This window comes from Candidatus Baltobacteraceae bacterium (assembly GCA_036559195.1).
Classification (GTDB): domain Bacteria; phylum Vulcanimicrobiota; class Vulcanimicrobiia; order Vulcanimicrobiales; family Vulcanimicrobiaceae; genus JALYTZ01.
The window spans coordinates 15,631-38,515 of sequence record DATBTN010000023.1; the positions used below are offsets into that span (position 1 = coordinate 15,631).

Annotated in this window: 25 protein-coding genes; 9 read left to right on the top strand and 16 right to left on the bottom strand. The window is 63.4% G+C overall.

The genetic code is table 11. From position 1 onward, the window contains the following. Window positions 1-171: 171 nt before the first annotated feature. From VIG32_02495 to VIG32_02510, 4 genes are read left to right on the top strand one after another with little or no spacing between them, the layout of a single operon-like run. Complete coding sequence (locus VIG32_02495; GenBank protein HEY8296873.1) at window positions 172-573, top strand: GntR family transcriptional regulator; 402 nt, start codon at window positions 172-174, stop codon at window positions 571-573. Further along, a complete protein-coding gene (locus VIG32_02500) occupies window positions 570-1,475 on the top strand; it encodes an ABC transporter ATP-binding protein (GenBank protein ID HEY8296874.1) in 906 nt (301 codons plus the stop codon). The genes VIG32_02495 and VIG32_02500 overlap by 4 nt, the downstream gene beginning before the upstream one ends. Then, the gene (locus VIG32_02505) at window positions 1,472-2,521 is read left to right on the top strand and encodes a hypothetical protein (GenBank protein HEY8296875.1); all 1,050 of its coding nucleotides are present in this window, start codon (window positions 1,472-1,474) and stop codon (window positions 2,519-2,521) included. Before VIG32_02500 ends, VIG32_02505 begins: the two co-directional genes overlap by 4 nt. Window positions 2,522-2,523: 2 nt before the next feature. Continuing rightward, the gene (locus VIG32_02510) at window positions 2,524-2,682 is read left to right on the top strand and encodes a hypothetical protein (protein ID HEY8296876.1); all 159 of its coding nucleotides are present in this window, start codon (window positions 2,524-2,526) and stop codon (window positions 2,680-2,682) included. Between the two features lie 4 nt (window positions 2,683-2,686). Here VIG32_02510 and VIG32_02515 read toward each other — a convergent pair whose 3' ends face one another. Genes VIG32_02515 through VIG32_02525 form a run of 3 tightly spaced genes read right to left on the bottom strand, consistent with a single transcriptional unit; the run spans window position 2,687 to window position 6,215 of the window. Next, entirely contained in the window at window positions 2,687-3,838 is a 1,152-nt protein-coding gene (locus VIG32_02515; protein HEY8296877.1) for a branched-chain amino acid ABC transporter substrate-binding protein, read from the bottom strand. A gap of 2 nt (window positions 3,839-3,840) precedes the next feature. Beyond that, window positions 3,841-4,695 carry a 4-hydroxybenzoate octaprenyltransferase gene (locus VIG32_02520; GenBank protein ID HEY8296878.1) on the bottom strand — a complete coding sequence of 285 codons (855 nt, stop codon included), beginning with the start codon at window positions 4,693-4,695 and terminating at the stop codon, window positions 3,841-3,843. Beyond that, entirely contained in the window at window positions 4,692-6,215 is a 1,524-nt protein-coding gene (locus tag VIG32_02525) for a menaquinone biosynthesis decarboxylase (GenBank protein ID HEY8296879.1), read from the bottom strand. Before VIG32_02525 ends, VIG32_02520 begins: the two co-directional genes overlap by 4 nt. A gap of 71 nt (window positions 6,216-6,286) precedes the next feature. On the opposite strand from VIG32_02525, the gene VIG32_02530 reads away from it, so the two are divergent. After that, complete coding sequence (locus VIG32_02530) at window positions 6,287-6,574, top strand: hypothetical protein (protein ID HEY8296880.1); 288 nt, start codon at window positions 6,287-6,289, stop codon at window positions 6,572-6,574. Here VIG32_02530 and VIG32_02535 read toward each other — a convergent pair. The 9 genes from VIG32_02535 to VIG32_02575 form a co-directional block, all read right to left on the bottom strand. Further along, a complete protein-coding gene (locus VIG32_02535) occupies window positions 6,571-7,026 on the bottom strand; it encodes an OsmC family protein (protein ID HEY8296881.1) in 456 nt (151 codons plus the stop codon). The genes VIG32_02530 and VIG32_02535 overlap by 4 nt on opposite strands. Window positions 7,027-7,029: 3 nt before the next feature. Beyond that, a complete protein-coding gene (locus VIG32_02540; protein HEY8296882.1) occupies window positions 7,030-7,947 on the bottom strand; it encodes a HAMP domain-containing sensor histidine kinase in 918 nt (305 codons plus the stop codon). Next, window positions 7,944-8,612, bottom strand: a complete 669-nt coding sequence (locus VIG32_02545; GenBank protein ID HEY8296883.1) for a response regulator transcription factor — start codon at window positions 8,610-8,612, stop codon at window positions 7,944-7,946. The genes VIG32_02540 and VIG32_02545 overlap by 4 nt, the downstream gene beginning before the upstream one ends. Before the next feature lie 177 nt (window positions 8,613-8,789). Further along, on the bottom strand, window positions 8,790-9,911 hold the full coding sequence (locus tag VIG32_02550; GenBank protein HEY8296884.1) for a hypothetical protein: 1,122 nt from the start codon (window positions 9,909-9,911) through the stop codon (window positions 8,790-8,792). Further along, entirely contained in the window at window positions 9,901-10,365 is a 465-nt protein-coding gene (locus VIG32_02555) for a plastocyanin/azurin family copper-binding protein (protein HEY8296885.1), read from the bottom strand. The genes VIG32_02550 and VIG32_02555 overlap by 11 nt, the downstream gene beginning before the upstream one ends. Beyond that, the gene (locus VIG32_02560; GenBank protein HEY8296886.1) at window positions 10,362-10,925 is read right to left on the bottom strand and encodes an SCO family protein; all 564 of its coding nucleotides are present in this window, start codon (window positions 10,923-10,925) and stop codon (window positions 10,362-10,364) included. The genes VIG32_02555 and VIG32_02560 overlap by 4 nt, the downstream gene beginning before the upstream one ends. Continuing rightward, window positions 10,925-11,551: a hypothetical protein gene (locus VIG32_02565; protein ID HEY8296887.1), complete on the bottom strand. Its 627-nt coding sequence runs from the start codon at window positions 11,549-11,551 to the stop codon at window positions 10,925-10,927. The genes VIG32_02560 and VIG32_02565 overlap by 1 nt, the downstream gene beginning before the upstream one ends. Window positions 11,552-11,620: 69 nt before the next feature. Further along, the gene (locus tag VIG32_02570) at window positions 11,621-12,439 is read right to left on the bottom strand and encodes a tetratricopeptide repeat protein (protein ID HEY8296888.1); all 819 of its coding nucleotides are present in this window, start codon (window positions 12,437-12,439) and stop codon (window positions 11,621-11,623) included. Between the two features lie 2 nt (window positions 12,440-12,441). Beyond that, window positions 12,442-12,699, bottom strand: a complete 258-nt coding sequence (locus tag VIG32_02575) for a hypothetical protein (GenBank protein HEY8296889.1) — start codon at window positions 12,697-12,699, stop codon at window positions 12,442-12,444. Window positions 12,700-12,732: 33 nt separating this feature from the next. Between VIG32_02575 and VIG32_02580 the strand changes: the two genes are divergently transcribed. Next, on the top strand, window positions 12,733-14,556 hold the full coding sequence (locus tag VIG32_02580) for a carboxypeptidase-like regulatory domain-containing protein (protein HEY8296890.1): 1,824 nt from the start codon (window positions 12,733-12,735) through the stop codon (window positions 14,554-14,556). On the opposite strand, the gene VIG32_02585 is transcribed toward VIG32_02580, so the two are convergent. Beyond that, window positions 14,557-15,414: an SDR family oxidoreductase gene (locus VIG32_02585; GenBank protein HEY8296891.1), complete on the bottom strand. Its 858-nt coding sequence runs from the start codon at window positions 15,412-15,414 to the stop codon at window positions 14,557-14,559. Between the two features lie 183 nt (window positions 15,415-15,597). Continuing rightward, on the bottom strand, window positions 15,598-17,886 hold the full coding sequence (pnp, locus tag VIG32_02590) for a polyribonucleotide nucleotidyltransferase (protein ID HEY8296892.1): 2,289 nt from the start codon (window positions 17,884-17,886) through the stop codon (window positions 15,598-15,600). Window positions 17,887-18,085: 199 nt separating this feature from the next. Between pnp and ggt the strand changes: the two genes are divergently transcribed. From ggt to VIG32_02605, 3 genes are read left to right on the top strand one after another with little or no spacing between them, the layout of a single operon-like run. Next, window positions 18,086-19,816: a gamma-glutamyltransferase gene (gene ggt / locus VIG32_02595; GenBank protein HEY8296893.1), complete on the top strand. Its 1,731-nt coding sequence runs from the start codon at window positions 18,086-18,088 to the stop codon at window positions 19,814-19,816. 50 nt (window positions 19,817-19,866) lie between these two features. Then, window positions 19,867-20,727, top strand: a complete 861-nt coding sequence (locus tag VIG32_02600) for a transketolase (protein ID HEY8296894.1) — start codon at window positions 19,867-19,869, stop codon at window positions 20,725-20,727. Next, complete coding sequence (locus VIG32_02605) at window positions 20,720-21,727, top strand: transketolase C-terminal domain-containing protein (protein ID HEY8296895.1); 1,008 nt, start codon at window positions 20,720-20,722, stop codon at window positions 21,725-21,727. The genes VIG32_02600 and VIG32_02605 overlap by 8 nt, the downstream gene beginning before the upstream one ends. Before the next feature lie 365 nt (window positions 21,728-22,092). Here the strand turns inward: VIG32_02605 and rpsO are convergent, their stop codons facing one another. After that, window positions 22,093-22,362, bottom strand: a complete 270-nt coding sequence (gene rpsO, locus VIG32_02610; GenBank protein HEY8296896.1) for a 30S ribosomal protein S15 — start codon at window positions 22,360-22,362, stop codon at window positions 22,093-22,095. A gap of 109 nt (window positions 22,363-22,471) precedes the next feature. Next, entirely contained in the window at window positions 22,472-22,876 is a 405-nt protein-coding gene (locus VIG32_02615; GenBank protein HEY8296897.1) for an acyl-CoA thioesterase, read from the bottom strand. Window positions 22,877-22,885 lie beyond the last annotated feature (9 nt).

The window sequence follows — 22,885 nt, forward strand, 5'->3', positions numbered from 1 at the left end:
AAGTACGGGATGGTTTTTGAAAGAGGTTCAGCCATGACGACCCTACGCCCATATAACCCGACCCCAGCTCTAGCGAACGAGCCGCGCCGGCCGGTGCTCCCGCTCGATCGCCCGCAAAGCGGTCTCTTCCTTGGCTGGGGACCCAAGGTCTAGCCGGTCGAGGAAGCGCAGATGCCCGCGATTTTCACAGTCGACCCGCGAAGCGGCGTCCCCATCTACCTTCAGCTGATCGAGCAGGTCAAGCGGTCGGTGGCTCTGGGCGTCCTGCAATCCGGGGAGCAACTCCCGACGGTAAAGCAACTCGCACTCGATCTCACCATCAATCCAAACACCGTTGCGCGTGCCTATCGCGACCTCGAACGCGATTCCGTCATCGAGACCGCTCCCGGACGCGGGTCGTTCGTGCGCGATAACGGCTCGGCGGAGGCGCCGTCGCGAGCGGCCGCAGACGCGGTCGCAAAAGATGCGCTCGTTCTCGCGGTTCGCGAGGCAAAATCGGTGGGTCTTTCCCGCGAGCAGACCCGCGGTCTCTTTTCATCTGCGCTCGATCGCTGGTTCCCGGAGGAAGCATGAGTACGATATCCATACGCGGTTTGAGTAAGTCGTACGGCGCGTTTCGCGCGCTCGACGACGTCACTATCGAGATTCCCAGCGGCTGCGTCTTCGGTCTGCTCGGTCCCAACGGCTCGGGCAAAACGACGACCTTCAAATGCATGCTCGGGCTCGCGCGAGCGACGGCCGGCAGCGTGCTCTACGATGGCCGCCCGCTCGTCCCCGCGCTCTTCGAGCAACTGACGTACGTGCCCGAGCGAAGCGTCCTCTACGAATGGATGACCGTGCGCGAACATTTGGAGATGCAGCGCCGGGCTTACGCACGTTACAATCCCAAACGCGCGGCCGACTTGCTCGCGCTCTTCGCCCTCGACCCGCGCCAGCGCGTGCGGTCGATGTCCAAAGGCATGCGCACCGCGCTTGCGATCGTCATTGCCTTCGCCGTCGAACCCGCCATTCTCGTTCTCGACGAGCCGACGAGCGGGCTCGATCCCGTCAATCAGCGAGCGGTGCTCAAGTTGATCATCGACGCCGCCGCGCAGGGCACGACGATCGTCTTCTCGTCGCACCAAATCGGCCAAGTCGAACGCGCGGCCGAGCAGATCGCGATTCTGCAGAAGGGATCGTTGGTCTTAACGGGCGCCGTCGACGATCTTAAGTACGAACGCAAAATCGTCGAGGGCATCTTCGAGAGCGACGCGTTCTCGATCAACGGGTTCGCCTCCGACGGGCGCGTCACGCGAGTCGAAAAGACCGGGCGCATTCTTCGCTTGACGGTGCAAAACGGCAGCGATGCGATCGCCGGCGAGCTTAATGCCAGGGGCGCGCAGAGCGTCCGCGTCGTCGATTTGAATTTAGAAGACATTTTTCTCAACGCCGTCGATCCTTCGATGCAGACGGCGGACGTCGTGGAGGGCGCATGATGAACTACGTCGAGGTCCTTAGAGTATTGCGCGGATTGCGCGTCGTCGCGATCATTCTCGGGCTCGTCGTGCTGGCGGCGATCGTTTTGCGAATCATTCTCGCGTCGGCGGCGTCGCCCGAAGCGTTGGTTTCGCGGGCGCAGTTCGCGACGGGCGCGCGCGTAACCACCACGCATCTCGCCGACGGTACCGTTCGCACCAAGATCTTCGACCCGTCGGACGGAACGCGCGTGACGATGGACGATCGCGGTTACTATGGCAAGCACATCGTCATCGTCGAACCGACAACCGTCGCCCGCGATCAGCATCGCCACGGCACCTTCAGTATCGGCTCGATGAGTTGGGACGAGCAGTCCAATTCGAACACGAGCACGATCGTGGTCGATACGAACTCGCGCGAAGATATCGCGGTGCTCTTCGGTATCTCCGTTCCGCTCGCGCTGATCTTTGCGACGATCATCGCCTGCGCACTCGCTCGCGAAAATGAGGGACACTTAGAGCTCGCCTGGACCAAGCCCGTCTCACGCGATCGCTTCGCGCTCGGGGCGATCGCCGTGGATCTGGCCGGCATCGCCGCCACGATCGTCGGCTCGGTGATCGTGTTCGCATTGATCAATCTGCTCTTTCAGTTACCGCATTTCTATCTCGACGCTGCCGGATTTACGGCGATCGTGCTCACCTTCACGGTGCCGATGGCCTGGTATGCGTTGCTGACTACCGCGAGCGCTTCGCTCAAGCGTGGCTGCGGCGCGGTCGTCGGAACCGCGTGGCCGGCCGCGTTCGTTCTGCCGATTTTGGTAGGAGCCTTCTCGGCGCATCACCGTGATTCGATGCTCGGCCAAATGATTGCGGGTGTTCTGCGAACGGTGGACACGCTCAATCCGCTCGTCTATTTGCCGAGCTTTTCTTCCAACGGAACGATTGCGCTGCATGCGGGCTTAACGCTCGTATCGGGCACCGCCAAATCTGCAATCGTGACGACGCTCGTCCTGCTGCTGATCTATATCGCGCTTGCGGTGCTTCAATGGCGCCGTGTGGAGGCCTGATCGTGGAACTCTTCGGAATTAAATTCGCGCTGGCGCTCGGCACGTGGAAACTCCGCTTCGTGCTAATGCTCGAAGACGACCAGCAGGTCGCGCGGCAGCAACCAAATGCGCGCGTAGCGCATCACCTCGCCGTTCTGCGCGATCGCCAAGGCGTTCGCTAGAGCGCTAGAGGACGAAGCTGCTGGGGTGCGCGGGTTTCACGAACTTGAATTTTCCGTCGGCGATCGTATAGAAATACACGTTGGGGTCGATGGGATCGCCCGTGGGGCTGAACTGGAAGTCGCCGACGAGCGTTTGATAGGTGGCCGGCGCGCGCAACGCGCTCGATAGCGCGAGCCGGTTCGTCGCGCCGGTACGTTGCGCGGCGGAAATGATGATCTGCGCCGACGCGTAGCCGAAGGCCGAGAGCGGCGTTACCTGACCGACGTGCGCGCGAAAGTCTTGCAGCACTTGAAAGACTCCGGGCGCGCGATCGAGCGGCGGCAGCGACGACGATAAGATGAACGCTCCGAGTTTGTCGCCGTAATGTGCGATCGTCGCGGGATCGTAAAAGCCATCGGAGCCGCCGAAGGCGCCGGCGTACCCCGCCGCGCGCAAGGCCGGAATCAGCGGCCCCATGTCTTTGGTTTTACCGCACAGATAGATGAAGTCGGGAGTCTTGGCGAGCAGCGTCTTGGCCGCGAGCGCGTAGTCGGGTTTGTCGAAGGGGAAGACGTACGCGTCGGCGGTCATGCCCGCGGCCTTGGCCGCGCCCACGAAACCGCGCGCCACGTCGAAGCCGTAGTCGCCATCCTGCGTGACCGCGAGCGCGTTCTTGGGCTTGCCGCTCGTCGCCAGGCGGCGCGCGTAGAGCGTGCCTTCAACCGAATCTTTCGTCGGCAGCCGCCAGACGTTGCGATAGCCGAGTTCGGTGATGCGATCGGCCGTTGCCGCGGGTACCACGAGCGGCATCTGCACGTTGCCGTATTGAGGCAGCGTTGCGACCGTCACCGAACCCTGGAGGTTTCCGATCATCCCGATGATGGCCGGGTCGTCGGCGGCAAACTGCACGTTGGTAATCGCCGACGCGAGTGCGCCCATATCGTCGAACGTCCGCATTCCGAAAACGCGCCCGAGCGGGCCGCCGAGGCCGTTACTTTGTTGAATCGCGGCGCGCACGCCGTCGGCGATCTGCTCGCCTTCGCGAATGAGGTCGCCGCTGAGCGGCACGTTCACGCCGATCGTCAATTGCTGGGCAAATTGAGCGGGCGCGGGAGCGGGAGCGGCTAGCGCCGCTAATGCGGCGCCGCCCGCAACCAAGAAGCCTTTACGATGCATAGTTATCCTAACGTGAATCCGGCGACGGTCGTCACCAAGAAGGCCACCGAGAAAGTCATGTTGCTGATGAAAATACCTTCGTTGAGAACGAAGAAGTTTTGCGCGAGGCCGAAGAGGCGTTCTTCATAAAGAATCAGGACGCCCGCGAGTACGACGCCGAGATAGTACGGCCACGATGCGTCGAGCAGCAGGCCAGCCGCCGTCAAGATGACGAGCATGGCGACGTGCAGCACGATCGGCAAGACGCGCCCGCTTCGCTCGCCGAATCGGGCGGGCAGCGAGTTGATGCCTTGCTCGCGATCCACGGCGTAATCCATCAGCGCGTAAATAATATCGAAACCGGCGACCCAGAGAGTCACGGCAACGAAGAGCAACACGGCCGGCAGCTTTATGGTGCCGCTCACGCCGATATACGCACCCAGCGGCGCGAGCGCGTCGACGGCGCCGAGCACGAAGTGAGTCAGCCACGTAAAGCGCTTGCAGAGCGGATACGCGAGTACGCCGAGGGCCGCAAGCGGCAGCAGCTTCACGCACAGCGGGTTGAGTTCCCACGCCGAGACCAGCAGCAAAACGAGGCCGATGGCGATCGCCCAGATCATCACGCTTGCGGGCAACGTTCCGGCCGCGAGCGCGCGGCGGGCGGTGCGCGGATTACGCGCATCGATGTCCGCGTCGAAATATCGATTGGCCGCCATCGCCGCCGTGCGCGCCCCGAGCACGGCCAGCGTGATCCAGAGCAGCGCCCACCATGACGGCATGCCCCGGGCGGCCATCACCGCTCCGACGTAGGCAAACGGCAGCGCGAAAAACGTGTGCTCGATCCGAATCTCTTTGAGGAAGAGTTTGACGGCGTTCATTGCAGCGGGGGCGTCTTGCGCAAACGCTCGACGGCTGCGGGGCCTTGGCCCGACCACGCGTCGGGGCTCAGAGCTCGCTCGATGCGATCGAGTCCGTACTCGTTCCAGCGCGCGCTCACCAGCTCGCGCGTTGCAGCCGTACTCACCATATCGGGCGGCCACTCGCGAGTGTACCCTTCGTCGGCGCCCTTGCGCGTTGCATCGATTCCAATCTTCGTTCCGTACGCAACGTTATACGACCCGTGATCGAGATCGTCGACCGGCCCGGGCATCATGACGACGTCGCGATCGGCGGCGAGGTTGTTGAGCACGAACCAGGCAACGCTGCGCGGATCCTGCACGTCGACGTCCGCGTCGACGATCGTGAGCACGCGCGTGAGCATCATCATGTGCCCGAGTCCCCACAGAGCGTTCATTACTTTTTTCGCCTGGCCGGGATACGTCTTCTTGATCGAAACGATCGCGAGATTGTGAAATCCGCCCTCCACCGGGAGATTCATATCGACGATTTCCGGAACGACCATCTGCAGCAGCGGCAAGAAGATGCGCTCGGTGGCTTTCCCAAGCCAAGCATCCTCCATCGGCGGCTTGCCCACGACGGTCGCGGCGTAGATGGGATGTTTGCGATGCGTGATACACCGCACGTGAAACGTGGGATAGCGATCGGCCAGACTGTAGACGCCGGTGTGATCGCCGAAGGGTCCTTCGGTGCGCAGGTCCGTGTTGTCGACGAATCCTTCGAGCACGAATTCGGCGTCGGCGGGCACCTTGAGATCGACGGTTTTGCAGGGCACCAGCTTCACGGGCTTACCGCGCAGCAAACCGGCAAACATGAATTCGTCGATCGCGGGCGGCAGCGGAGCGGTCGCGGCGTACGTGATCGCCGGGTCCGCACCGATCGCAACGGCGACTGGAATCTTTTCGCCCCACGCGGCCGCGTGCGCGCGACCTTGTTTGTGGCGCTGCCAATGCATGCCCGTTTCGCGCGCGTTATAGACCTGCATGCGATACATGCCGACGTTGGGCTGGCCGCTGCGGGGATCTTTCGTGATAACCAGCGGCAGGGTGACGAACGGGCCGCCGTCGAGCGGCCACGTCGTGAGTACCGGCAGCTGCGTCAGATCGGGATCGTCGATGACGACGTCTTGGCAACTGCCGCTCTTGACCGTCTTGGGAATCGCGCTCGCGAGCGGCGCGAGCGAGAGCAGCTTGCCGATGCGCTCGGCAAACGATACGGGCAGCGACAAGTCGAGCAAGCCCCGTACGCGGGCGGCGACTTCGTCGAGCGAGGACGCGTCGAAAGCCATCGCCATGCGGCGCTGCGAGCCAAACTGATTGGTCAAAACCGGAAAGCGCGATCCCCGAACGTTCGTAAAGAGGAGGGCCGGACCGCCCGCCTTCACGACGCGATCGGTGATCTCGGCAATCTCGAGGTGCGGATCGACCGCCGCCGAGATCGTGTGAAGCTCGCCGCAGCGACGCAGCGCGTCCACGTATGCGCTCAAGGAATCGTACGCCATCGCGGTTGCCTTTGACGTGCGACGAAGATACACCCGTAGGAGCTCGCACGCGCGCGGCCAACGGGCCACGCATGCAGTTCTTCGCTATCCTTCGCCGCCGCACCGAAACGTTCTCCGATGCCGAGTTCTCCCCGCATCTCGAGGCCGAGGCCGAGCGCGTTCGCGAACTGTACGCATCCGGAACGTTGCGCGCCGCGTTCGGACGAGAAGACGTGCTCGGAGCGGTGTTGATGCTCGAGTGCGGCGATCTCGCCGGCGCGCAAGCGGCGATTGCGAGTCTTCCGCTCGCGCAGCGAGATATGATCGACGCGCAGGTGATCCCCGTGCGCGGCTATCGCGGGTTCGGGCCCCGCTCTTAGCCGGCGACCGTCCGAGCCTCGTGGCGCACCGTGAAATTCACGGAATTTGCGATAAAGCATTCGCGATGCGCTTGCTCGTGATACGTTTCATGCTCGATCGTCGCACCCCCAGGCACGACGACGTGCGGCCGTAGGACGACCTCGACGAAACGCATGGCGCCTTCGCGAACGGCCATCGTACCGCTCGCGCGGTCCTCATAGGAGACGATCTCGATACCTTTGCGCGCGCAAATGGCCAGATAGCTTAACATGTGACAAGCCGAGAGCGAGATCAGCAGCAGATCCTCCGGGTTGTAGAGGCGCGCGTCGCCGCGAAACGACGGATCGGCCGATCCGGTGAGATCCGGCTTACCGTTCATTCGCGCGCCGTATTCGCGCGAATAGGACGCATACGCGGCGGTACTCGTACCGGCGCCGTTCCAGACGATCGTTGCTTCGTACGTATGTTTCACTGCTTAGCGTACCGTTGGGAGGGTGAGGGCGAAGGTTGTCCCGGTTTCGTCGCACCGGACCGTAACCTTGCCGTCGTGCGCCTGCGCGATCCAGCGCACGATAGCCAGACCCAAGCCGCTGCCTTCGCCGTCGGTATCGGCGCGATAGAAGCGTTCGAAGATGCGTTCGTGAAGCTGCGGATCGATCGGGTCGCCGTCGTTTCGCACGATCATTTGCGCGCTCGTGCCGTCGAGACGGCGCGTGGCGATCGTTACTGACGTGCGCGCGTGCTTGACCGCATTATCGGCCAGGTTGCGCAGCAATTCTTTGAGCCGGCGCGCGTCCCCGTCCACGATCGCGCTGCGCGCGTCGATTTCCAACGGAATCCCGCGCTTGCGGGCGATTTCGAGCAGATCGTCGCGACATTCGATCGCGATGGCCGCGAGATCGACCGGTTCGCGCGTCAACAGCGACGGCCGCGGATCGCGCGCGAGCGTGAGCAGGTCGCCGACGAGCGCGGATGCGTCGAGCGCGCTTCGCGCGATGGTTTCGAAGGCCGACGAGCTGGCCGGCGGCGCGCCCTCGCGTGCGGCTTGAGCGACCGTTGCGATCGTGGCGAGCGGCGAACGCAGTTCGTGCGCCGCATCGGCTGCAAAGCGCCGTTCACGCGCGCGCGCTTCGAGAAGCGGCGCGACGGCGGTTTTCGCGAGCCAATACGAGACGAGCCCGACGAGAATCAACAGCGGGATATCGGCCGCCACGATCGTTTCGGTTACGATGACGAGCGCCCGGTGAAGGCCGCCGGCGCCCTCGGGTGTCGTCAATGCCGGGCCGAGAAGCGCCGCGTACATCCGGGCGTAGAGCCAATACGCGACCGCATCGAGCGCCGCGAGCACGGCGACGAACAGCAGGATGAAACGTACCGTCAGGCGCTCGATCACGCGCGCATGCGGTACCCAACGCCCCACACCGTCTCGATAACGCCGTTGCCGCCGGCGCCCTTGAGTTTGCGGCGCAGCGCGCTCACGTAGACGTCGACGATGTTGCTCGATCCGTCAAAATCGTAATCCCAGATCCGTTCGAGCAGTTGCTGACGCGAGAACGCGATGCCGGCGTTGCGCGCAAAAAATTCGAGCATTCGAAACTCGGTCGCGCCTAGTGCGAGATCGACCTCGCCATAGGCGGCGCGGCGCGCGCTCTCATCGATCTCGAGCCGGCCCGCGCGCAGGACCGTTTGCGTAGGCCGATCGCCGCGCCGCAGCAACGCGTTGATTCGCGCCACCAGTTCGCCTTCGGCGAACGGCTTGACCAAATAGTCGTCGGCTCCGCAATTCAATCCAAAGACGCGGTCTTCGACGGCATCGCGCGCGGTCAACATCAGGATCGGCGTACGCACCCCTTCGGCGCGCGCGTCGCGGGCGATCGAAAAGCCGTCGCGCTTGGGGAGAACGACGTCAACGACCGCCGCGTCATAATTCATGCGCAGGAGGTGGTCGAGCCCCGCCTCGCCGTCGCCGACCACGTTCACCGCAAACTTACGGCGTTCGAGCATCGTGCGGACGGCGCCGGCGATCGAGACGTTATCCTCGATCAGCAGGATCCGCATGGGCTTAGCGCTCCGATTCAGGGGTTCGTGCCATAATCCCACTCGTCTTTTCCGCCGGGGCTTCGTCTCTCATCGGTCACAACGCTACGGCGTTGCTCCCTCTTCGCTCCCTCTTCGCTCCTCGTCCCAGCGAAAAATCCTTCGCGGGCTTACGGCACGAACCCCTGAATCGGAGCGCTACTCTTTCGACGGCCAGGGGAATCCCACCGTCAGCGCCGCGCCCAAATGACCGGGGCCGCCGACGATTTGCTGCTGCTGGATCAGCAGCCGCGCGTGCGGCGTGATGTGGAACGCGGTGTAGAAGACCACGTCGCGCGTAACGAACGGCGTGGCGGCGGCGTCGTAACGGATGCCGAGGTAAGCGTGCGGCGTCAGATAGTACTTCAGGCGAGCGTACCCGCCGCTCGAACCGATGAGGGTGCCGAACCCGTCGGCATTGCGATCGTTGCCCCACCACTGTTCGGCTTGCAGGTCGAAGCGCTGTTTCGCGGCGTGCAGCAGCAGGCCATACCGGCGGTAGGGGTCGTTAAACGGCGCGCGACCGGTCGTTACGATGCGTCGAGAGCCCTCGAGCGCCGCCGCACCGACATCCACGAGCGAGGAAATCGGGGTTCGCACGAAGATTCCCACCTCGGGCGTCGCCGCCGAGGTCGACTCGCCCGTCGAAATCGGCTTACCGCCGTATGCGGCACCCTTGAACTCGCCTAAATCGGCCACGAGATCGGTGCGAAAGACGCCGATCGTGCGTTCGGCTTGAACGCCCCAGCGCGGCGAGGAAAGCGCCAGATCGTTGAGCCCGACGTGCGAGCCGTAGTAGCCGTACGGGGCAAGATCGTCGAGCCGCTGTCCGGGCGATTGCGCCAGCGGCAACTCGAAGAGTCCGGCGCGGTAGAGCGAGTGCGTGTGCGCGTCGTACGTTGCCAGGTACGCCAAAAAGAAGCCGCCCGGTCCGCCGCCGGCACCGAGGTTGTAGTGAACGAAAGCGCTTACGGCGCCGATGTCGGCGTTGGAAAGAATGACGCCGCCCGGCGAAAAACGCCGGCTGCCGGCCGCCGGATCGCGTTCGTACTCGAGCTGATACCGGATGGCGACGCCCGTCGTTCCATGTTTGGGCAGTGGCAAGCGGTAACCGCCGTCGCGAAAATGATTGCCGAACGCGTTGAGTTCGGGGAGGACCGAATGGCAGGCGCCGCATTGCAGTTGATAGCGCTGCGCGAACAGCGGAATCGCGCTCGCACGTGTCGTGGCGAGCGCACAGGCAAGTACGCAAATGAGCAGAGCGAAGAGCTTATTGCGCAACGATCGTTCCTCGCATGGGCGCGCCGTAGTGAAAGAAGCAGCCGAAAAGGTACGTGCCGGGGCGATCGATTGCGATGTTCTGCGAACCGCTGCCGGCTTGCATCGTGCCGCTGCTCCACGGCGCCGAGATGACCGAACCGCTCTGTGTCTGCGCGGATCCCGCGAACGGCGACCCGCTTGGGAACGTCGTTGCTCCGGGGATCAGCGTCGCGGTGTGAGCGAAACCGTCGCTGTTGACGAAGCGAATCGTCGAGCCGACGGCGACCGTGGTGACGGCCGGTGCGTATCCGCCGCTCTCTCCAGCGGCGGTTTGCGTCGGCGCGTGCTGGGTCAAGTTGACATCGATGACGCTGCCGGAGCCGCCGGCGGGTGGTGGAGTTCCGGCGGCTCCGGGCGTGCACGCCGCGCAAAGCACGCAGAGCGCGGCGACCGCGAACGATGCATCGATTTTCACGACGCGAGCGCTCGCCAGTTTTGGTGAAGGATCGCGACGAGCATCGTGCCGAGGTCGGTCGAGGCGATGATCGTCTTGCGCAGCCTTCCGTGCGTATCGATAAAATACACGAACGTGGTGTGCACGTCGGCGTAACCGCGTTCGCCCCGTTCCGCAATCACCTTGAATTGCGTCATGATCGCGTGGACGTCGGCCACGTTCCCGCTGGCGAGCAGCCAGTTGTGGGGGTTAGCCGAGAAAACGTTGGCCAAATGCCGCATGGTCGCCGCCGAGTCGTGTTCGGGATCGAGCGTGACCGTTAACAGTCGCACGCGCAGGTGCGCGTCTTGGATTTGGCGTTGCGCCATGGCGAATTGGGCGTTCACGAGCGGGCACGCATCGGTGCAGTGTGCGGCTACGAACGTCAGCACAAGCGGCGTTCCCCGCAAGGACGCAAGCGTGAATCGGTGGCCCGTTTGATCCTGGAGATGCGGCGCCTGCGCCGCACCTCCAGGACTCGCGAGACCGAGTGCGGCGATAGCTACCAGGATCGTCGCAGTCGCGCGAAGGTGCGTGCGCATCAGCAGTAGACGCCTTTGCAACCGGTTCCGCCGGTGCTGCCCGCGGGCGGTGGCGTGGCCTGCGGTCCGGGAACCGCGTTAGCACTCACTTGAATGACGTCGCGCATGGCGTTGGTCGAGTAGTGATAGGCGCATCCGATCAGGTAGGTGCCGGCATTGGCGAGGACAACGCTGACGCTGCCGCCCGGCGCGATATTGCCGCTACCGTATCCGGCGGCCAAAACGTTGCCGCCGCTGGCTCCGGTTGAAAGCGAGGGATTGGCCGGAAAATTCGCGGGCGGCGTGGCGCCGGCCGCAATCACGTTAAACGTGTGGGGAGTGGTCGATGAAAGATTCGACAGCGTTACCGTGCTGCCGGTGGGAAATGCGAGAACTTGTGAATAGGTCGACTGCGTGAATCCGCCGACTTGCCCCCACGTTGGGTCGTTTTCGTAACCGATCGTGCCGGTCGGCAACGCGATACCGACGGTCATCGCCGCAACGCCGGTCGGCGTAGTCGGCGGCGTTGTGGGGGTATTGTTCGGGGGCGTATATCCGCCGCCGCCACCGCCGCTGCCGCCGCCGCCGCACGCTGCGAGCGACGTGGCAAGGGCAAGCGCTGCGAAGATGGTGAGCTTCTTGTGCATGCGATGGCCTCCTGAAAGAACGAGCTGTTCCCGAGGTTAGCGCGCAACTATGAAAAAAGTTTGAATCGTTTAGTGCGAAGCGATCGAGTCGCGCATCGCTACGGCGAGCGTGCGAAGCGACGGGTCGCCGTTGGGATCGCTCGCGACTTGCGCGAAGGCCGCGCGGGCCTGCGACTTCTTACCCTGATGCAAAAAGACGGCGCCGAGCGCGAAGCGAGCGCGTGCGTAGCTCGGGGCTAGCGCCAGGGCGGTACCGAATTCGACGCTCGCTCCACCGTAATTGCCGAGCTGTTCTTCGGCCAGACCCAAATCGTAGTGGGCGACCGCATAGCTCGGATCGCTCTGCAGTAATTTACCAAAATCGGCGCGGGCGGTTTTCGCGTCCCCATCGCGCAAGGCGACGATGCCGCGCGAGTAGAGCGCCCGCGCCGAGTCGGGCGCGATTTCGACGAATCGGTCGGCGACGGTGCGCGCGTCGCGCAGGTCGCCGCGCGCAAGATCGACCGAAATCAGGTTGGCCATCGCGGCGAGGAACCCCGGATCCAGGGCGATCGCGCCGCGGAGCGCGCGCGCGGCGTCGTCGTAGCGCTGCAAGTGCGCGTAGGCGAGGGCGAGATCGTATTGCGCGGTCGAACCGAGCGGTTCGATCGGGCGTAAGGCGACGATGCGTTCGAATTCCGGCACCGCTGCGGCCCACGCGCGCTTCGATTCGGCATCCAGCCCAATCGCAAAGCGTTCGTCGATTTCGCGTCGCGACGCGATCGCGCGCAAAGCCGGCGCATCGGTGGTTCGCACGACGGGATGCATCGACGGGTACGTCTGTGCCGAAACCGAAGCGAAGGTCGCCGCGGCCAACGCGAGCATCAACGGCATCGTTCGCAGATACATCGTCAGAGCGAGGGATTCGCGGCGGGCAGCTCGGCCTCGTGCGCGCGTTTTGCCGCCGCCGCCCGTTCGGGCGCACAGGCCCACCCGGCGCGACCGGACTCCGCGATCGGAGCTAGCAGCGCGGGAGCGGCCGAAGGAAGCGCGCCGTTCGCGATCAGCGATTCGAGCGATTCTGCGCCCGCCACGGCGAAACGCGTCGAAGCGATGGCTGCGGCGAGCAACCCTGCGAGCGCGATCCGGCGGATGAAACGGCTTGACATCACTCCAATTATAACCCAAGGTCTGAAGAATCCGTGAAATGTTTGATGGTTTGCTTGCTCGCGGCGCTTACGGCCGCCCCGGCGTGGGGGCAGGGAACTCCGCTGGTGGTCGGCGCCGTGCGCGATCAAAATGGGGCTCCGGTGGCGAGAGCGCTCGTCCGAGCGGTTGGTACCGGGAACCTCGAAACGGCCTCCACCGATTCCAACGGGACGTTCGCATTGCGTGCGAGCGGCGTTTCCACGCTGGAGATCGCGTGCGCGTTTTGCCGGACCCAGCGGGTCTCGGTCGTGCCCGGCGTGCCGGTCGTTGCGATCGTCCACCGCTACGCTGCGCTTTTGGCGCAGACGCCGTCGCCATCGGACCTGGCGAGTCTCCCGTACGCGCATGTTGAGTCCGCACTCGCGTTGCGGCCGTTCACCGTGCTCGAAGATACGTCGGCGCTCGTTCCGGGTGCGAGCCTGTCGGATCGCGGACTCGCGCGCGGCGGCGGCCTGGTTCTCGATGCGGGCGTTCCTAACTACGATCCGGTTACCAACGCGTCGCCGTTCTTAACGACGCCGCAATTTTACGCCCGCGGCGTCGACGTGCGGCCGCCATTCGATGCGTTCCAGTACGGCGATCGGGCTGGCGGCGGAACGTTTGCCATCGATCCGATCGGCGAACCGGCAACGAGCGCAACGGCGCTCGGCGGCGACGACGCGGTCTTCAATCTCGCCGAATCGACGCCGCGCGGCGGCGCGGCGCTCGGCTCCTCGTCCAACGGGATCGATCTTCGAAAGCGCATCGACGCAGACTGGACGATTCCGGCGAGTTCCGATTCGCTGCTGACGCTCGCGGCGAGCATTGCTCAAGGGCGCGTCGCACCGTCCGGCGGTTCGTATCTCGAAAGCAGTTTCGGCGCGTTGCGGGCGAGATACGATCGCGTACGCGAAAACGACGTGCACGTGCAAGTGCTGGCGGATCGCGGAACGTACGACCTCCAGGCGGGGCGCGAATCGACGGCGCTTTGGAGCGATGTGGCCGCCGAGATCGGTATCGCGCCGGCGACGCCCGTCGGGTTTTTCGCAGATCTCGGCTTGCGTTCGTCGAGCGGTCTGTACGATGCGCGGGAGTACACGATCCCGCTCGAGTACGCCGCGATCGAACAGCAGCACGCCGACGCCGGTTTGCGGGTGGTTGGCAAAGATTACGATCTCAGCGCCGGGATCGCGGCGTTCGATATCGGCTATCGGCGTGGAACGCTCGGCGGACCGCCGTTACGATCGCTCGTTGCGTCGCCGGCGGTCGATCTTCAGCTGGCGCCCGGCCGGCGTTTGAGCGCGCGGCTTGGCCTCGCCCAGACGTTCCGTCTCCCGACCGTGCTCGAAGCCTATGCGAATCCGCCGTTTTCGACGCATCTTCCCTACGATCGCAACGATCTGGCGAGCGCGACGCTGAGCTATACGGATCTGCGCCGGCTGCGCGTCGACTTCACCGCAGCGACCCAAGCCGTGCACGACCTCGATTGGGGAAACGTCAACTCCGTCGGCATCGCCGCGACGTGGCAGTTTGCCCCGGCGTTTTCGGCGCGCGTGTGGGAACTCGACGTGCGAGACTCGACGATCTCGAACCGGTCGTACGTTGCGGAAACGCTGCCGAAAACGGCGACGGTCGGCTCGCTGTGGATCACCTACGAAAACGACGCGCGCGTACGAGTCGACGCCATTTGGCGCCGCGATCTCCTCGACAACCTCGCCGACGAACATCTCGACGGCTCGATCTCCGCTCCGCTCGCACCCAACGTTCGTTGGTTTATCGGAACCGAGCGCTATCGTCGCAGCCGGTACGTCGATCTCGGAATTCGTTTCACGCGGTAGTTAGGACAACCCCATCACTTTGCGGACGATGGCGTCGCGCGCCCGCTCCGGCAGATAGGATATGAGCCGCTGCATCCGCGCGGGGCCGCCCAAGAGATATCGCGCGCGGGGACGGCGCGCGGTAAGCGCGTGCAGAATCGCGCGCGCGCAAACCTCCGCGGGCATTCCGTCGCGCTCTTGCACCGCGGTAAGTTCGATCAAGCGCGTCATTGCGTCGCCGTAGCGCTCCATCGCTTGCGGACCCAAACGTTTGGCCAGCGTGTCGCCGCCGGCGCGTCCCTTCGCCCAAATCGGGGTCTTCACCGCGCCCGGCTCGAGCAGCGAAACGGCGATGCCTGCGGGGGCGAGTTCTAGCCGAAAGACGTCGGCGACCGCCTCGAGCGCGAACTTCGATGCGCTGTACGGCCCGACGAACGGCGTCGCCAGCAGCCCCGCGATCGATCCGACGAATACGATGCGCCCCTTCGTTTTGCGAAGAGCCGGCAAGAACGCCTGGGAAACCGCGACGTGACCGAAGACGTTGACTTCGAATTGACGGCGCAGGTGCTCCACCGGCAAGAATTCGAGCGGTCCGGCGAGCGCGATTCCGGCATTGTTCACGAGACCCCGCAGCGGCACGCCGCTCTCTGCCACGAGTTGAGCCGCGGCCGCAATCGTGTCGGGGAGCGTAACGTCGACGATTACGGGCCGGATCGAGGGATTCTGCGCGGTCAGGCGCTCGCCGTCGGCGTTTTGGCGGACACCGGCGAAGACGACGAAGCCTTCCCGCGCGAGGAGCAGGGCGGTCGCTTCGCCGATTCCGGTCGAGGCGCCGGTAATCATCACCGCTTGCTTCGGGGCGCTTTCGATGGTAGTCATCGTATCCGTGATTCTCCTCGGAAGTGCGTTTAACTCGCTGCCCGGCTCGGAATAAGGGCGTATGAGTAATGAGAAGCCGAATCAGGAGCTTCCGCCGGACGTACCAAGCGGCGAATGACCGACCACGAGAAGAAAGGGCTCGCATCGCTGCGAGCCCTTTCTTTTTTTGTTCCTTGAAACGGGCTACTCGCGCGGGCGGCGCCGGCGCGGGACGCGGCGCTCGCCGCCTCCGTCGCTGGAGTCGTCGGCGCTCGGCCGGGCAGCTGGGGCCGGGGTCGGGGTCGCGGCCGCAGTCGCGTGTTCGCGCGGCCGCGGGTCGAACGTGCCGTTGCCGTTGCTCGGCGCGCTCCCGCCGCCGCCTCCGGCCATGGCGGCCTTACGCGAGAGGTTCAAGCGGCCTTTTTCGTCGACTTCCATGACCTTGACCATGACTTCGTCGCCGAGTTTTACCACGTCTTCAACCGTCGCCACGCGCGTCGGCGCGAGTTGGCTGATGTGGACGAGGCCCTCCTTGCCGGGGAGAATCTGCACGAAGGCACCGATCGGAATGATGCGCGTGACGATGCCCTTGTAGGTTTCGCCGACCATGATCTCTTTGGTGAGCTGTTCGACGATCGTTCGAGCCTTATCGCCGGACTCGCCATCGAGCGAGGTGATGAAGACCGAGCCGTCGTCCTCGATGTCGATCTTCGAAACGCCGGTGTCTTGAATGATCTTGTTGATCACCTTGCCGCCGGGGCCGATCACGTCTTTGATCTTGGCCGGATTGATCTTGATAACGATCATGCGCGGCGCGAACTTCGAGAGTTCGGTGCGCGGTTCGGCGATCGTTTCCACGAGCTTGTCGATGATGAAGAAGCGCGATTTCTTCGCCTCTTTCATCGCTTCGCGCATGATGTCGATCGTGACGCCCGCGGTCTTGATGTCCATCTGAATCGCGGTGATGCCTTTTTTGGTTCCCGCGACTTTGAAGTCCATCTCACCGAGCGAATCCTCGAGGCCTTGAATGTCCGTGAGAATCGCGTATTTCTTGCCCTTGAGCACGAGGCCCATCGCGACGCCGGCGACGTGTCCGCTAATCGGAACGCCGGCATCCATCAACGCGAGCGTGCTTCCGCAGACCGACGCCATCGACGACGAACCGTTGGATTCGAGCACTTCGCTGATGAGGCGCAAGCTGTAGGGGAAGTCTTCTTTCTTCGGCAGCACTGGCACGAGCGCGCGCTCGGCCAAGTGGCCGTGACCGATCTCGCGGCGGCCCGGAGCGCGCATCGGACGCGTCTCGCCGACCGAGTACGGCGGGAAGTTGTAGAAGTGCATGTAGCGCTTGTCTTCGAGCGCCATGATGCCGTCGAGACGCTGCGCGTCGGAGGTCGACCCGAGCGTAGCGGCGGTAAATACCTGCGTCTGTCCGCGCGTGAACACGCCCGAACCGTGAACGCGCGGGACGTAATGGATCTTCGACCAGATCGGACGGATCTCGTCGGCCTTGCGTCCGTCGGGACGAATTTTTTCGTCCACGACCATCACGCGAAGCTCTTCCTCTTCCATCGTTTTGATGATCTTATCGAAGTCTTTGTTGCTCTTGTCTTCGAGCAGCGGACGAATCGCTTCGTCTTTCTTCGTTAGGCGATCGATCGCTTCGGTGCGATTGAGCTTATCGAACGCCGAGTTGCGCTCCAGCTTTTCGACCACGCGCATCGCTTTGGCAACGTCTTTGGCAAACGTCTTGCGAACCCACTTATCGAGTTCGACGTTCGGTTTGAGCAGCGGATAGGTGCGCTTCGCCTTGCCGACTTTTTTCGCAAGCTCGTCGATCTTCTTGACGATCTTCTTGATCTCGTCGTGCGCGAACGCTACGGCATCGAGAAAATCTTCTTCCGAGATCTCGTGGCCGCCGCCCTCGACCATCATGACCGCGTCGGAGGTGCCGGCGATCACGATATCCATGCCGCCGGTTTCGTACTGCGGCAGCGTCGGGTTGATGATGAATTTGCCCGCTTCGTCGCGGCCGACGCGAACCGCGGCGACCGTCTTCTCGAACGGAATATCCGAGAACGCAAGTGCCGCACCGGCGGCGCAGACCGCGATCACGTCGTTGTCGAGTTCGGGATCGATCGAAAGCACCGTCGTAATGATCTGCACGTCGTTGCGGAACCCGTCGGGGAACAACGGACGGATCGGACGGTCGATCTGGCGAGCCGAGAGGGTGCCGTGTTCGGACGGGCGTCCTTCACGCTTAATGTAGCCGCCCGGGATCTTGCCCGCGGCATACATCTTCTCTTCGAAATCGCAGGTTAGGGGAAAAAAGTCGACGCCTTCACGGGGTTTTTCGGAGGCGGTTACGGCGGCGAGCATCACGTTTTGATCACCGTAGCGGACCAGGGCCGAGCCATTCGCTTGTTTCGCGAGCTCGCCGGTCTCGATGATCATCGTGCGCCCACCGACCTCTAATTGGACGGATTCAGGCACGGATTCTCCAGTTATTACTTCTTGTTTCGCTCTTTATTGAACCGCGACGGGTTCGGGGGGCGGGGGCTTCGGACCTGGATTCCCGGCCTTTCGCGAGCTATTATCAGACTTTTGTAGCAAGTACCCGGTCGGCCCCTGCGCCTGCCGAAGGCTTTAGCCGCGACGCACTCAAGAATACGGAAAGCCAAAGGAGCTCTACATGATCGTTCGCGTCGCGCTGATTTGCGCATTGCTCGCTATTACGCTCGCGCCGTCGCCGGCGGCTGCGCCCGATTGGCATGCGGCGCCCGCGCGCGCGACCCACGGCATGGTGGCGACCGAACAGCATTACGCGACGCAGATCGGCGTCGACGTGTTGCGGCGCGGCGGCAACGCCGTCGATGCGGCGATTGCGGTGGCGTACGCGCTCGCGGTGGTGGATCCGTGCTGCGGAAATATCGGCGGCGGCGGTTTCATGCTGGTTCGCATGCACGACGGCCGCGAGCGATTCATCGATTTCCGCGAACGCGCGCCGCAGCGTGCGACGCCGAATTTGTATCAGGACGCGCGCGGCAACGTGATCGAGGGCCTGAGCTTGAAAGGCTATCTCGCGGTCGGCGTACCCGGCACGGTGATGGGCATGGAACGCGCGCGCACCGAGTTCGGCACGATGTCGCGTGCGAAGTTGATGGCTCCGGCGATCCGGCTGGCAGCGAACGGTTACCGCATCGAAGCCGGCGACGCCGCGATCTACCGCGGGCTTCCGGCCGAAGCGTACGATGATCACCATACTCCGGGGGTGGAATCGAACGTACGCGCGATCTTCATGAGCGGCGGTCACACCCCGCAGGCCGGCGAGACGCTCGTGCAGAGCCAACTTGCGAAAACGTTGGAGACGATCTCGCGCGGGGGCGCCGCGGCGTTCTATCGCGGGCCGATCGCGAAGGCGATCGTCGCGGCGAGTGCCGCGCAGCACGGGATCGTATCGCTGGCGGATTTCCGATCGTATACCGTCGGCGAGCAGCGGCCGATTCACTGCACCTATCACGGCTACGACATGATCTCGGCGCCCCCGCCGAGCTCCGGCGGAATAACGCTGTGCGAAATTCTCAACGTCGTCTCGACGTATCCGCTCGCTCAATGGGGCTGGCACTCGACCAAATCGACGCACGATCTCATCGAGGCCGAGCGTCGCGCCTATGCCGATCGCAACACCTATCTCGGAGACCCCGCGTTCGTAAAAAATCCGAGGGCTCGACTACTGTCGGCATCGTACGCGGCGAAACTCCGCGATTCGATTGTGCCCGGCGAAGCGACGCCGTCGGTCGATATCCATCCCGGGCTCGGCCCGGTCGGACACGAAAATAACGAGACCACGCACTACTCGATCGTCGACAAGGACGGCAACGCCGCAGCCGTGACCTTCACCATCAACGATGCCTTCGGCGCCGGCGTCATCGCAGGGAACACGGGCTTTTTTCTCAACGACGAGATGGACGATTTTACGAGCAAGCCCGGCGTTCCCAATATGTTCGGACTCGTGCAGGGCGAGCGCAACGACATCCGCGGCGGCAAACGCCCGCTCTCGTCGATGACGCCGACGATCGTGACGCACGACGGCAAACTCTTCATGGTCACCGGCAGCCCCGGCGGTTCGCGCATCATCACGATCGTGCTGGCGACGCTGCGCAACGTCATCGATTACAACATGAACGTGCAAGACGCCGTCAACGCTCCGCGGATGCACATGCAATGGCTCCCCGATCAAATCCAATACGAGCCGGGCGCATTTAGCGATGCAACGATGAAACGACTGACGGCGATGGGCTATTCGTTCAAGGAAGTCCCGGCCTGGGGTTCGGCGCAAGCAGTCCTCATCGACCCGAAGACCGGCATCCGCTACGGCGGCACCGACCGCCGTCATCCAGCGGGCCTAGCGTCGGGTTACTGAAAAGGGCCTCCTCCGAGGGCTAGACCTGCTTTGGCGGGTATATCGGGCGCATGCAATCTTTGTCCCCCGCGCGTGTGACCGAACTCAAGGAGCACGCCAATTCCGTGCGCCAGGGCATCATCCGCTCGCTGCTCGCGGCCGGTTCCGGCCACTCGGCGGGCCCGCTGGATATGGCCGACGTCTTCACGGCGCTCTACCTGCAGATCATGCGCAACGATCCGAAGCGGCCCGATTGGGAGGACCGCGATCGTCTGCTGCTTTCGTGCGGACACATCGCCCCGGTTCGTTATAGTGCGATGGCCGAAGCCGGCTACTTTCCGAAAGAAGAGTTGCTGACGCTGCGCAAATTCGGTTCGCGTTTGCAGGGGCATCCCGAGCGCGTTCGTTTGCCCGCGCTGGAATCCACGTCGGGCCCGCTGGGCGAAGGGCTCGCGCAGGGCGTCGGCATGGCGCAGGCGGCGAAACTCGATAAGAAAGACTGGCGCGTCTACGTGGTGACGTCGGATGCCGAGCATCAATGCGGGCTGCATTGGGAGGCGATGATGACGGCCGGTAAATTCAAGCTCGACAACTTGATGTGCATCATCGATCGGAATTTCATTCAGATCGACGGCAGTACCGAAGACGTGATGCCGCTCGAACCGCTCGCGGATAAGTATCGCAGTTTCAACTGGGAAGTCTTCGAGTGCGACGGCAACGATATCGCGGCGTTCGTGGAGACCGTCGAGAAAGCGAAGCTCGTCACGGGCAAACCCACCGTTATCGTGGCGAACACGGTTCCCGGTAAGGGCGTCTCGTATATGGAAGGCGATTACACCTGGCACGGTAAGCCGCCGAACAAAGAACAAGCCGACGAAGCGCTGCGCGAACTCGCAGCCGAGCGCGAAAGGATCCTTGCACACCATGGCTAGCAGCAACCTGATGAACGGCGTCACGTCGATGCATCTGGTCGACTACACCGATGCAGCGGCGATCAAGCAGATTCCAACGCGCAACGGGTTTGGCGAAGGGCTCATCGAGGCGGGTAAAAAGAACAAAAACGTGGTCGGAATCTGCGCCGACCTGGCGGAGTCGACGCGCATGGAGGGCTTCAAAAAAGCCTGTCCCGACCAATACATGGAGATCGGCGTGGCGGAGCAGATGCTCGTCGCGATGGCGGCCGGACTCGCGGCGGCCGGCAAGATTCCGTGGATCGCTTCCTACGCGATGTTCAATCCCGGACGATCGTGGGAGCAAGTGCGTACGACCATGGCGCTCAACGAAACCAACGTGAAGATCGCCGGCGCGCACGCGGGCGTCTCCGTCGGTCCCGACGGCGCCACGCACCAGGCGATCGAAGACATTGCGATCATGCGCGTGATCCCGCACATGATGGTCGTCGTTCCGTGCGATTCGATTCAATCGAAGAAAGCGACGATCGCGCTCTCCGAAAAATTCGGACCGACCTATTTGCGATTCGGGCGCGATAAGAGCCCGGTCATCACCACCGAAGAGACGCCGTTCGAGATCGGCAAGGCACAGACGTTTCGCGAAGGCTCCGACGTGGCGATCGTCGCCTGCGGGATCCTCGTCTACAACGCATTGATCGCGGCCGAAGAACTCGCGCGCGAAGACGGCATCGAGTGCATGGTGATCAATAACCACACCGTCAAACCGATGGACGAGCCGGCGATCGTTGCCGCCGCCAAGCAATGCGGTGCGGTCGTCACGGTCGAGGAGCACCAAGTACACGCGGGCATGGGCTCGCGCGTCGCCGAGATCTTGGCTGCCAACCACGCCGTACCGATGGAGTTCGTCGGCGTCCACGACCAATTCGGACAATCCGGCGAGCCGACCCAACTCATCGAGTTCTACGGCATGGGCAAAACCGCCATCAAAGAAGCAGCACGCAAAGCCGCCAAACGCAAATAACGCTCACGCTTCGACAAGCGCATGCTTCGACAAGCTCAGCATGACAAGCACACAAGCACCCAACATGGATGACAAACACACAAGCCCCCACACGGATGACAAACACAAAGGCCCCCACTTGTCATCCTGAGCTTGTCGAAGGACGACGCTTCGACCGCCCGACGCTTCCTGACAAGCTCATGCTTCGACAAGCTCAGCATGACAAACACACAAAAGGCCCCCACTTGTCATCCTGAGCTTGACGAAGGACGCCGCTTCGATCGGCCAACGCTTCCCGACAAGCTCATGCTTCGACAAGTTCAGCATGACAAACAGAAAAAGAGCTCGCCGTCAGGCGAGCTCTTTTTTGTTTGCGCGATTTGCGATTAGCGGCGTAGGCCGAGGTCGGCGATTAGTTTGCGATAGCGCTCGAGATCTTTCTTCTGCAGATAGTTCAACAGACGGCGGCGCTGGCCGACTTGCAGGAGCAAGCCGCGGCGGCCGTGGTGATCTTTCTTGTGGATCTTCAAGTGCTCGGTCAACATGTTGATCGACGCGGTCAGGATCGCGATCTGGACGTCGGCCGAACCGGTGTCGCCCGTCGAGCGGGCGAACTTCGCCGCGATCTCGGATTTCTGGTCTTTGTTCAAAGGCATGGGGTAAGAGAACTCCTCGTTCAAGGATAGGCTCGCATCGGATGCAGGCCGTAGGTCCGCTCCGGCGACCGCGCTAGCATACCAGAGGCCCGGGCGGCAACGCAAGGACCTAGCCGGTGGGTGCCTCGTCCACGATTGGGATCGGCTTGCCGTCGGGACCGACGGCCACCATCACGAAGCGGCCGACCGTCGAGAGGCGGCGCTCGCCGGAAATCGGGTTCTCGGCCCAGAGTTCCACCTCGATGGTGATCGACGTGCGGCCCACGCGTACCACCGTGCCGATCGTCTCGGCAAACTCTCCAACGCGCACCGGCGCGCGAAAGTCGGTGCGGTCGATCGAGGCCGTAACGACCGGCTTGCGACCCGCTCGCAGCGCGGCGATCGACGCGACGATATCCATCATCGCGAGCGCCTTGCCGCCGAAGAGCGTGCCGTAGTGATTGGTGTCGCTCGGGAACACGATCTCGGTGCGGCGTTCGACGATCGGCTGCGAGGGGTCGGGCGCGTGACTCATTGCCCGCCC

Bases quoted from the DNA above. Each gene is read 5' to 3' on its own strand.
- VIG32_02585 (HEY8296891.1), bottom strand. From the start codon at position 15,414: ATGACTACCATCGAAAGCGCCCCGAAGCAAGCGGTGATGATTACCGGC.
- rpsO (HEY8296896.1), bottom strand. From the start codon at position 22,362: ATGCCTTTGAACAAAGACCAGAAATCCGAGATCGCGGCGAAGTTCGCC.
- VIG32_02495 (HEY8296873.1), top strand. From the start codon at position 172: ATGCCCGCGATTTTCACAGTCGACCCGCGAAGCGGCGTCCCCATCTAC.
- VIG32_02575 (HEY8296889.1), bottom strand. From the start codon at position 12,699: ATGTCAAGCCGTTTCATCCGCCGGATCGCGCTCGCAGGGTTGCTCGCC.
- VIG32_02505 (HEY8296875.1), top strand. From the start codon at position 1,472: ATGATGAACTACGTCGAGGTCCTTAGAGTATTGCGCGGATTGCGCGTC.
- VIG32_02600 (HEY8296894.1), top strand. From the start codon at position 19,867: ATGCAATCTTTGTCCCCCGCGCGTGTGACCGAACTCAAGGAGCACGCC.
- VIG32_02615 (HEY8296897.1), bottom strand. From the start codon at position 22,876: ATGAGTCACGCGCCCGACCCCTCGCAGCCGATCGTCGAACGCCGCACC.
- VIG32_02560 (HEY8296886.1), bottom strand. From the start codon at position 10,925: ATGCGCACGCACCTTCGCGCGACTGCGACGATCCTGGTAGCTATCGCC.
- VIG32_02515 (HEY8296877.1), bottom strand. From the start codon at position 3,838: ATGCATCGTAAAGGCTTCTTGGTTGCGGGCGGCGCCGCATTAGCGGCG.
- VIG32_02605 (HEY8296895.1), top strand. From the start codon at position 20,720: ATGGCTAGCAGCAACCTGATGAACGGCGTCACGTCGATGCATCTGGTC.
- VIG32_02545 (HEY8296883.1), bottom strand. From the start codon at position 8,612: ATGCGGATCCTGCTGATCGAGGATAACGTCTCGATCGCCGGCGCCGTC.
- VIG32_02565 (HEY8296887.1), bottom strand. From the start codon at position 11,551: ATGCACAAGAAGCTCACCATCTTCGCAGCGCTTGCCCTTGCCACGTCG.
- VIG32_02530 (HEY8296880.1), top strand. From the start codon at position 6,287: ATGCAGTTCTTCGCTATCCTTCGCCGCCGCACCGAAACGTTCTCCGAT.
- ggt (HEY8296893.1), top strand. From the start codon at position 18,086: ATGATCGTTCGCGTCGCGCTGATTTGCGCATTGCTCGCTATTACGCTC.
- VIG32_02525 (HEY8296879.1), bottom strand. From the start codon at position 6,215: ATGGCGTACGATTCCTTGAGCGCATACGTGGACGCGCTGCGTCGCTGC.
- VIG32_02500 (HEY8296874.1), top strand. From the start codon at position 570: ATGAGTACGATATCCATACGCGGTTTGAGTAAGTCGTACGGCGCGTTT.
- VIG32_02570 (HEY8296888.1), bottom strand. From the start codon at position 12,439: ATGTATCTGCGAACGATGCCGTTGATGCTCGCGTTGGCCGCGGCGACC.
- VIG32_02520 (HEY8296878.1), bottom strand. From the start codon at position 4,695: ATGAACGCCGTCAAACTCTTCCTCAAAGAGATTCGGATCGAGCACACG.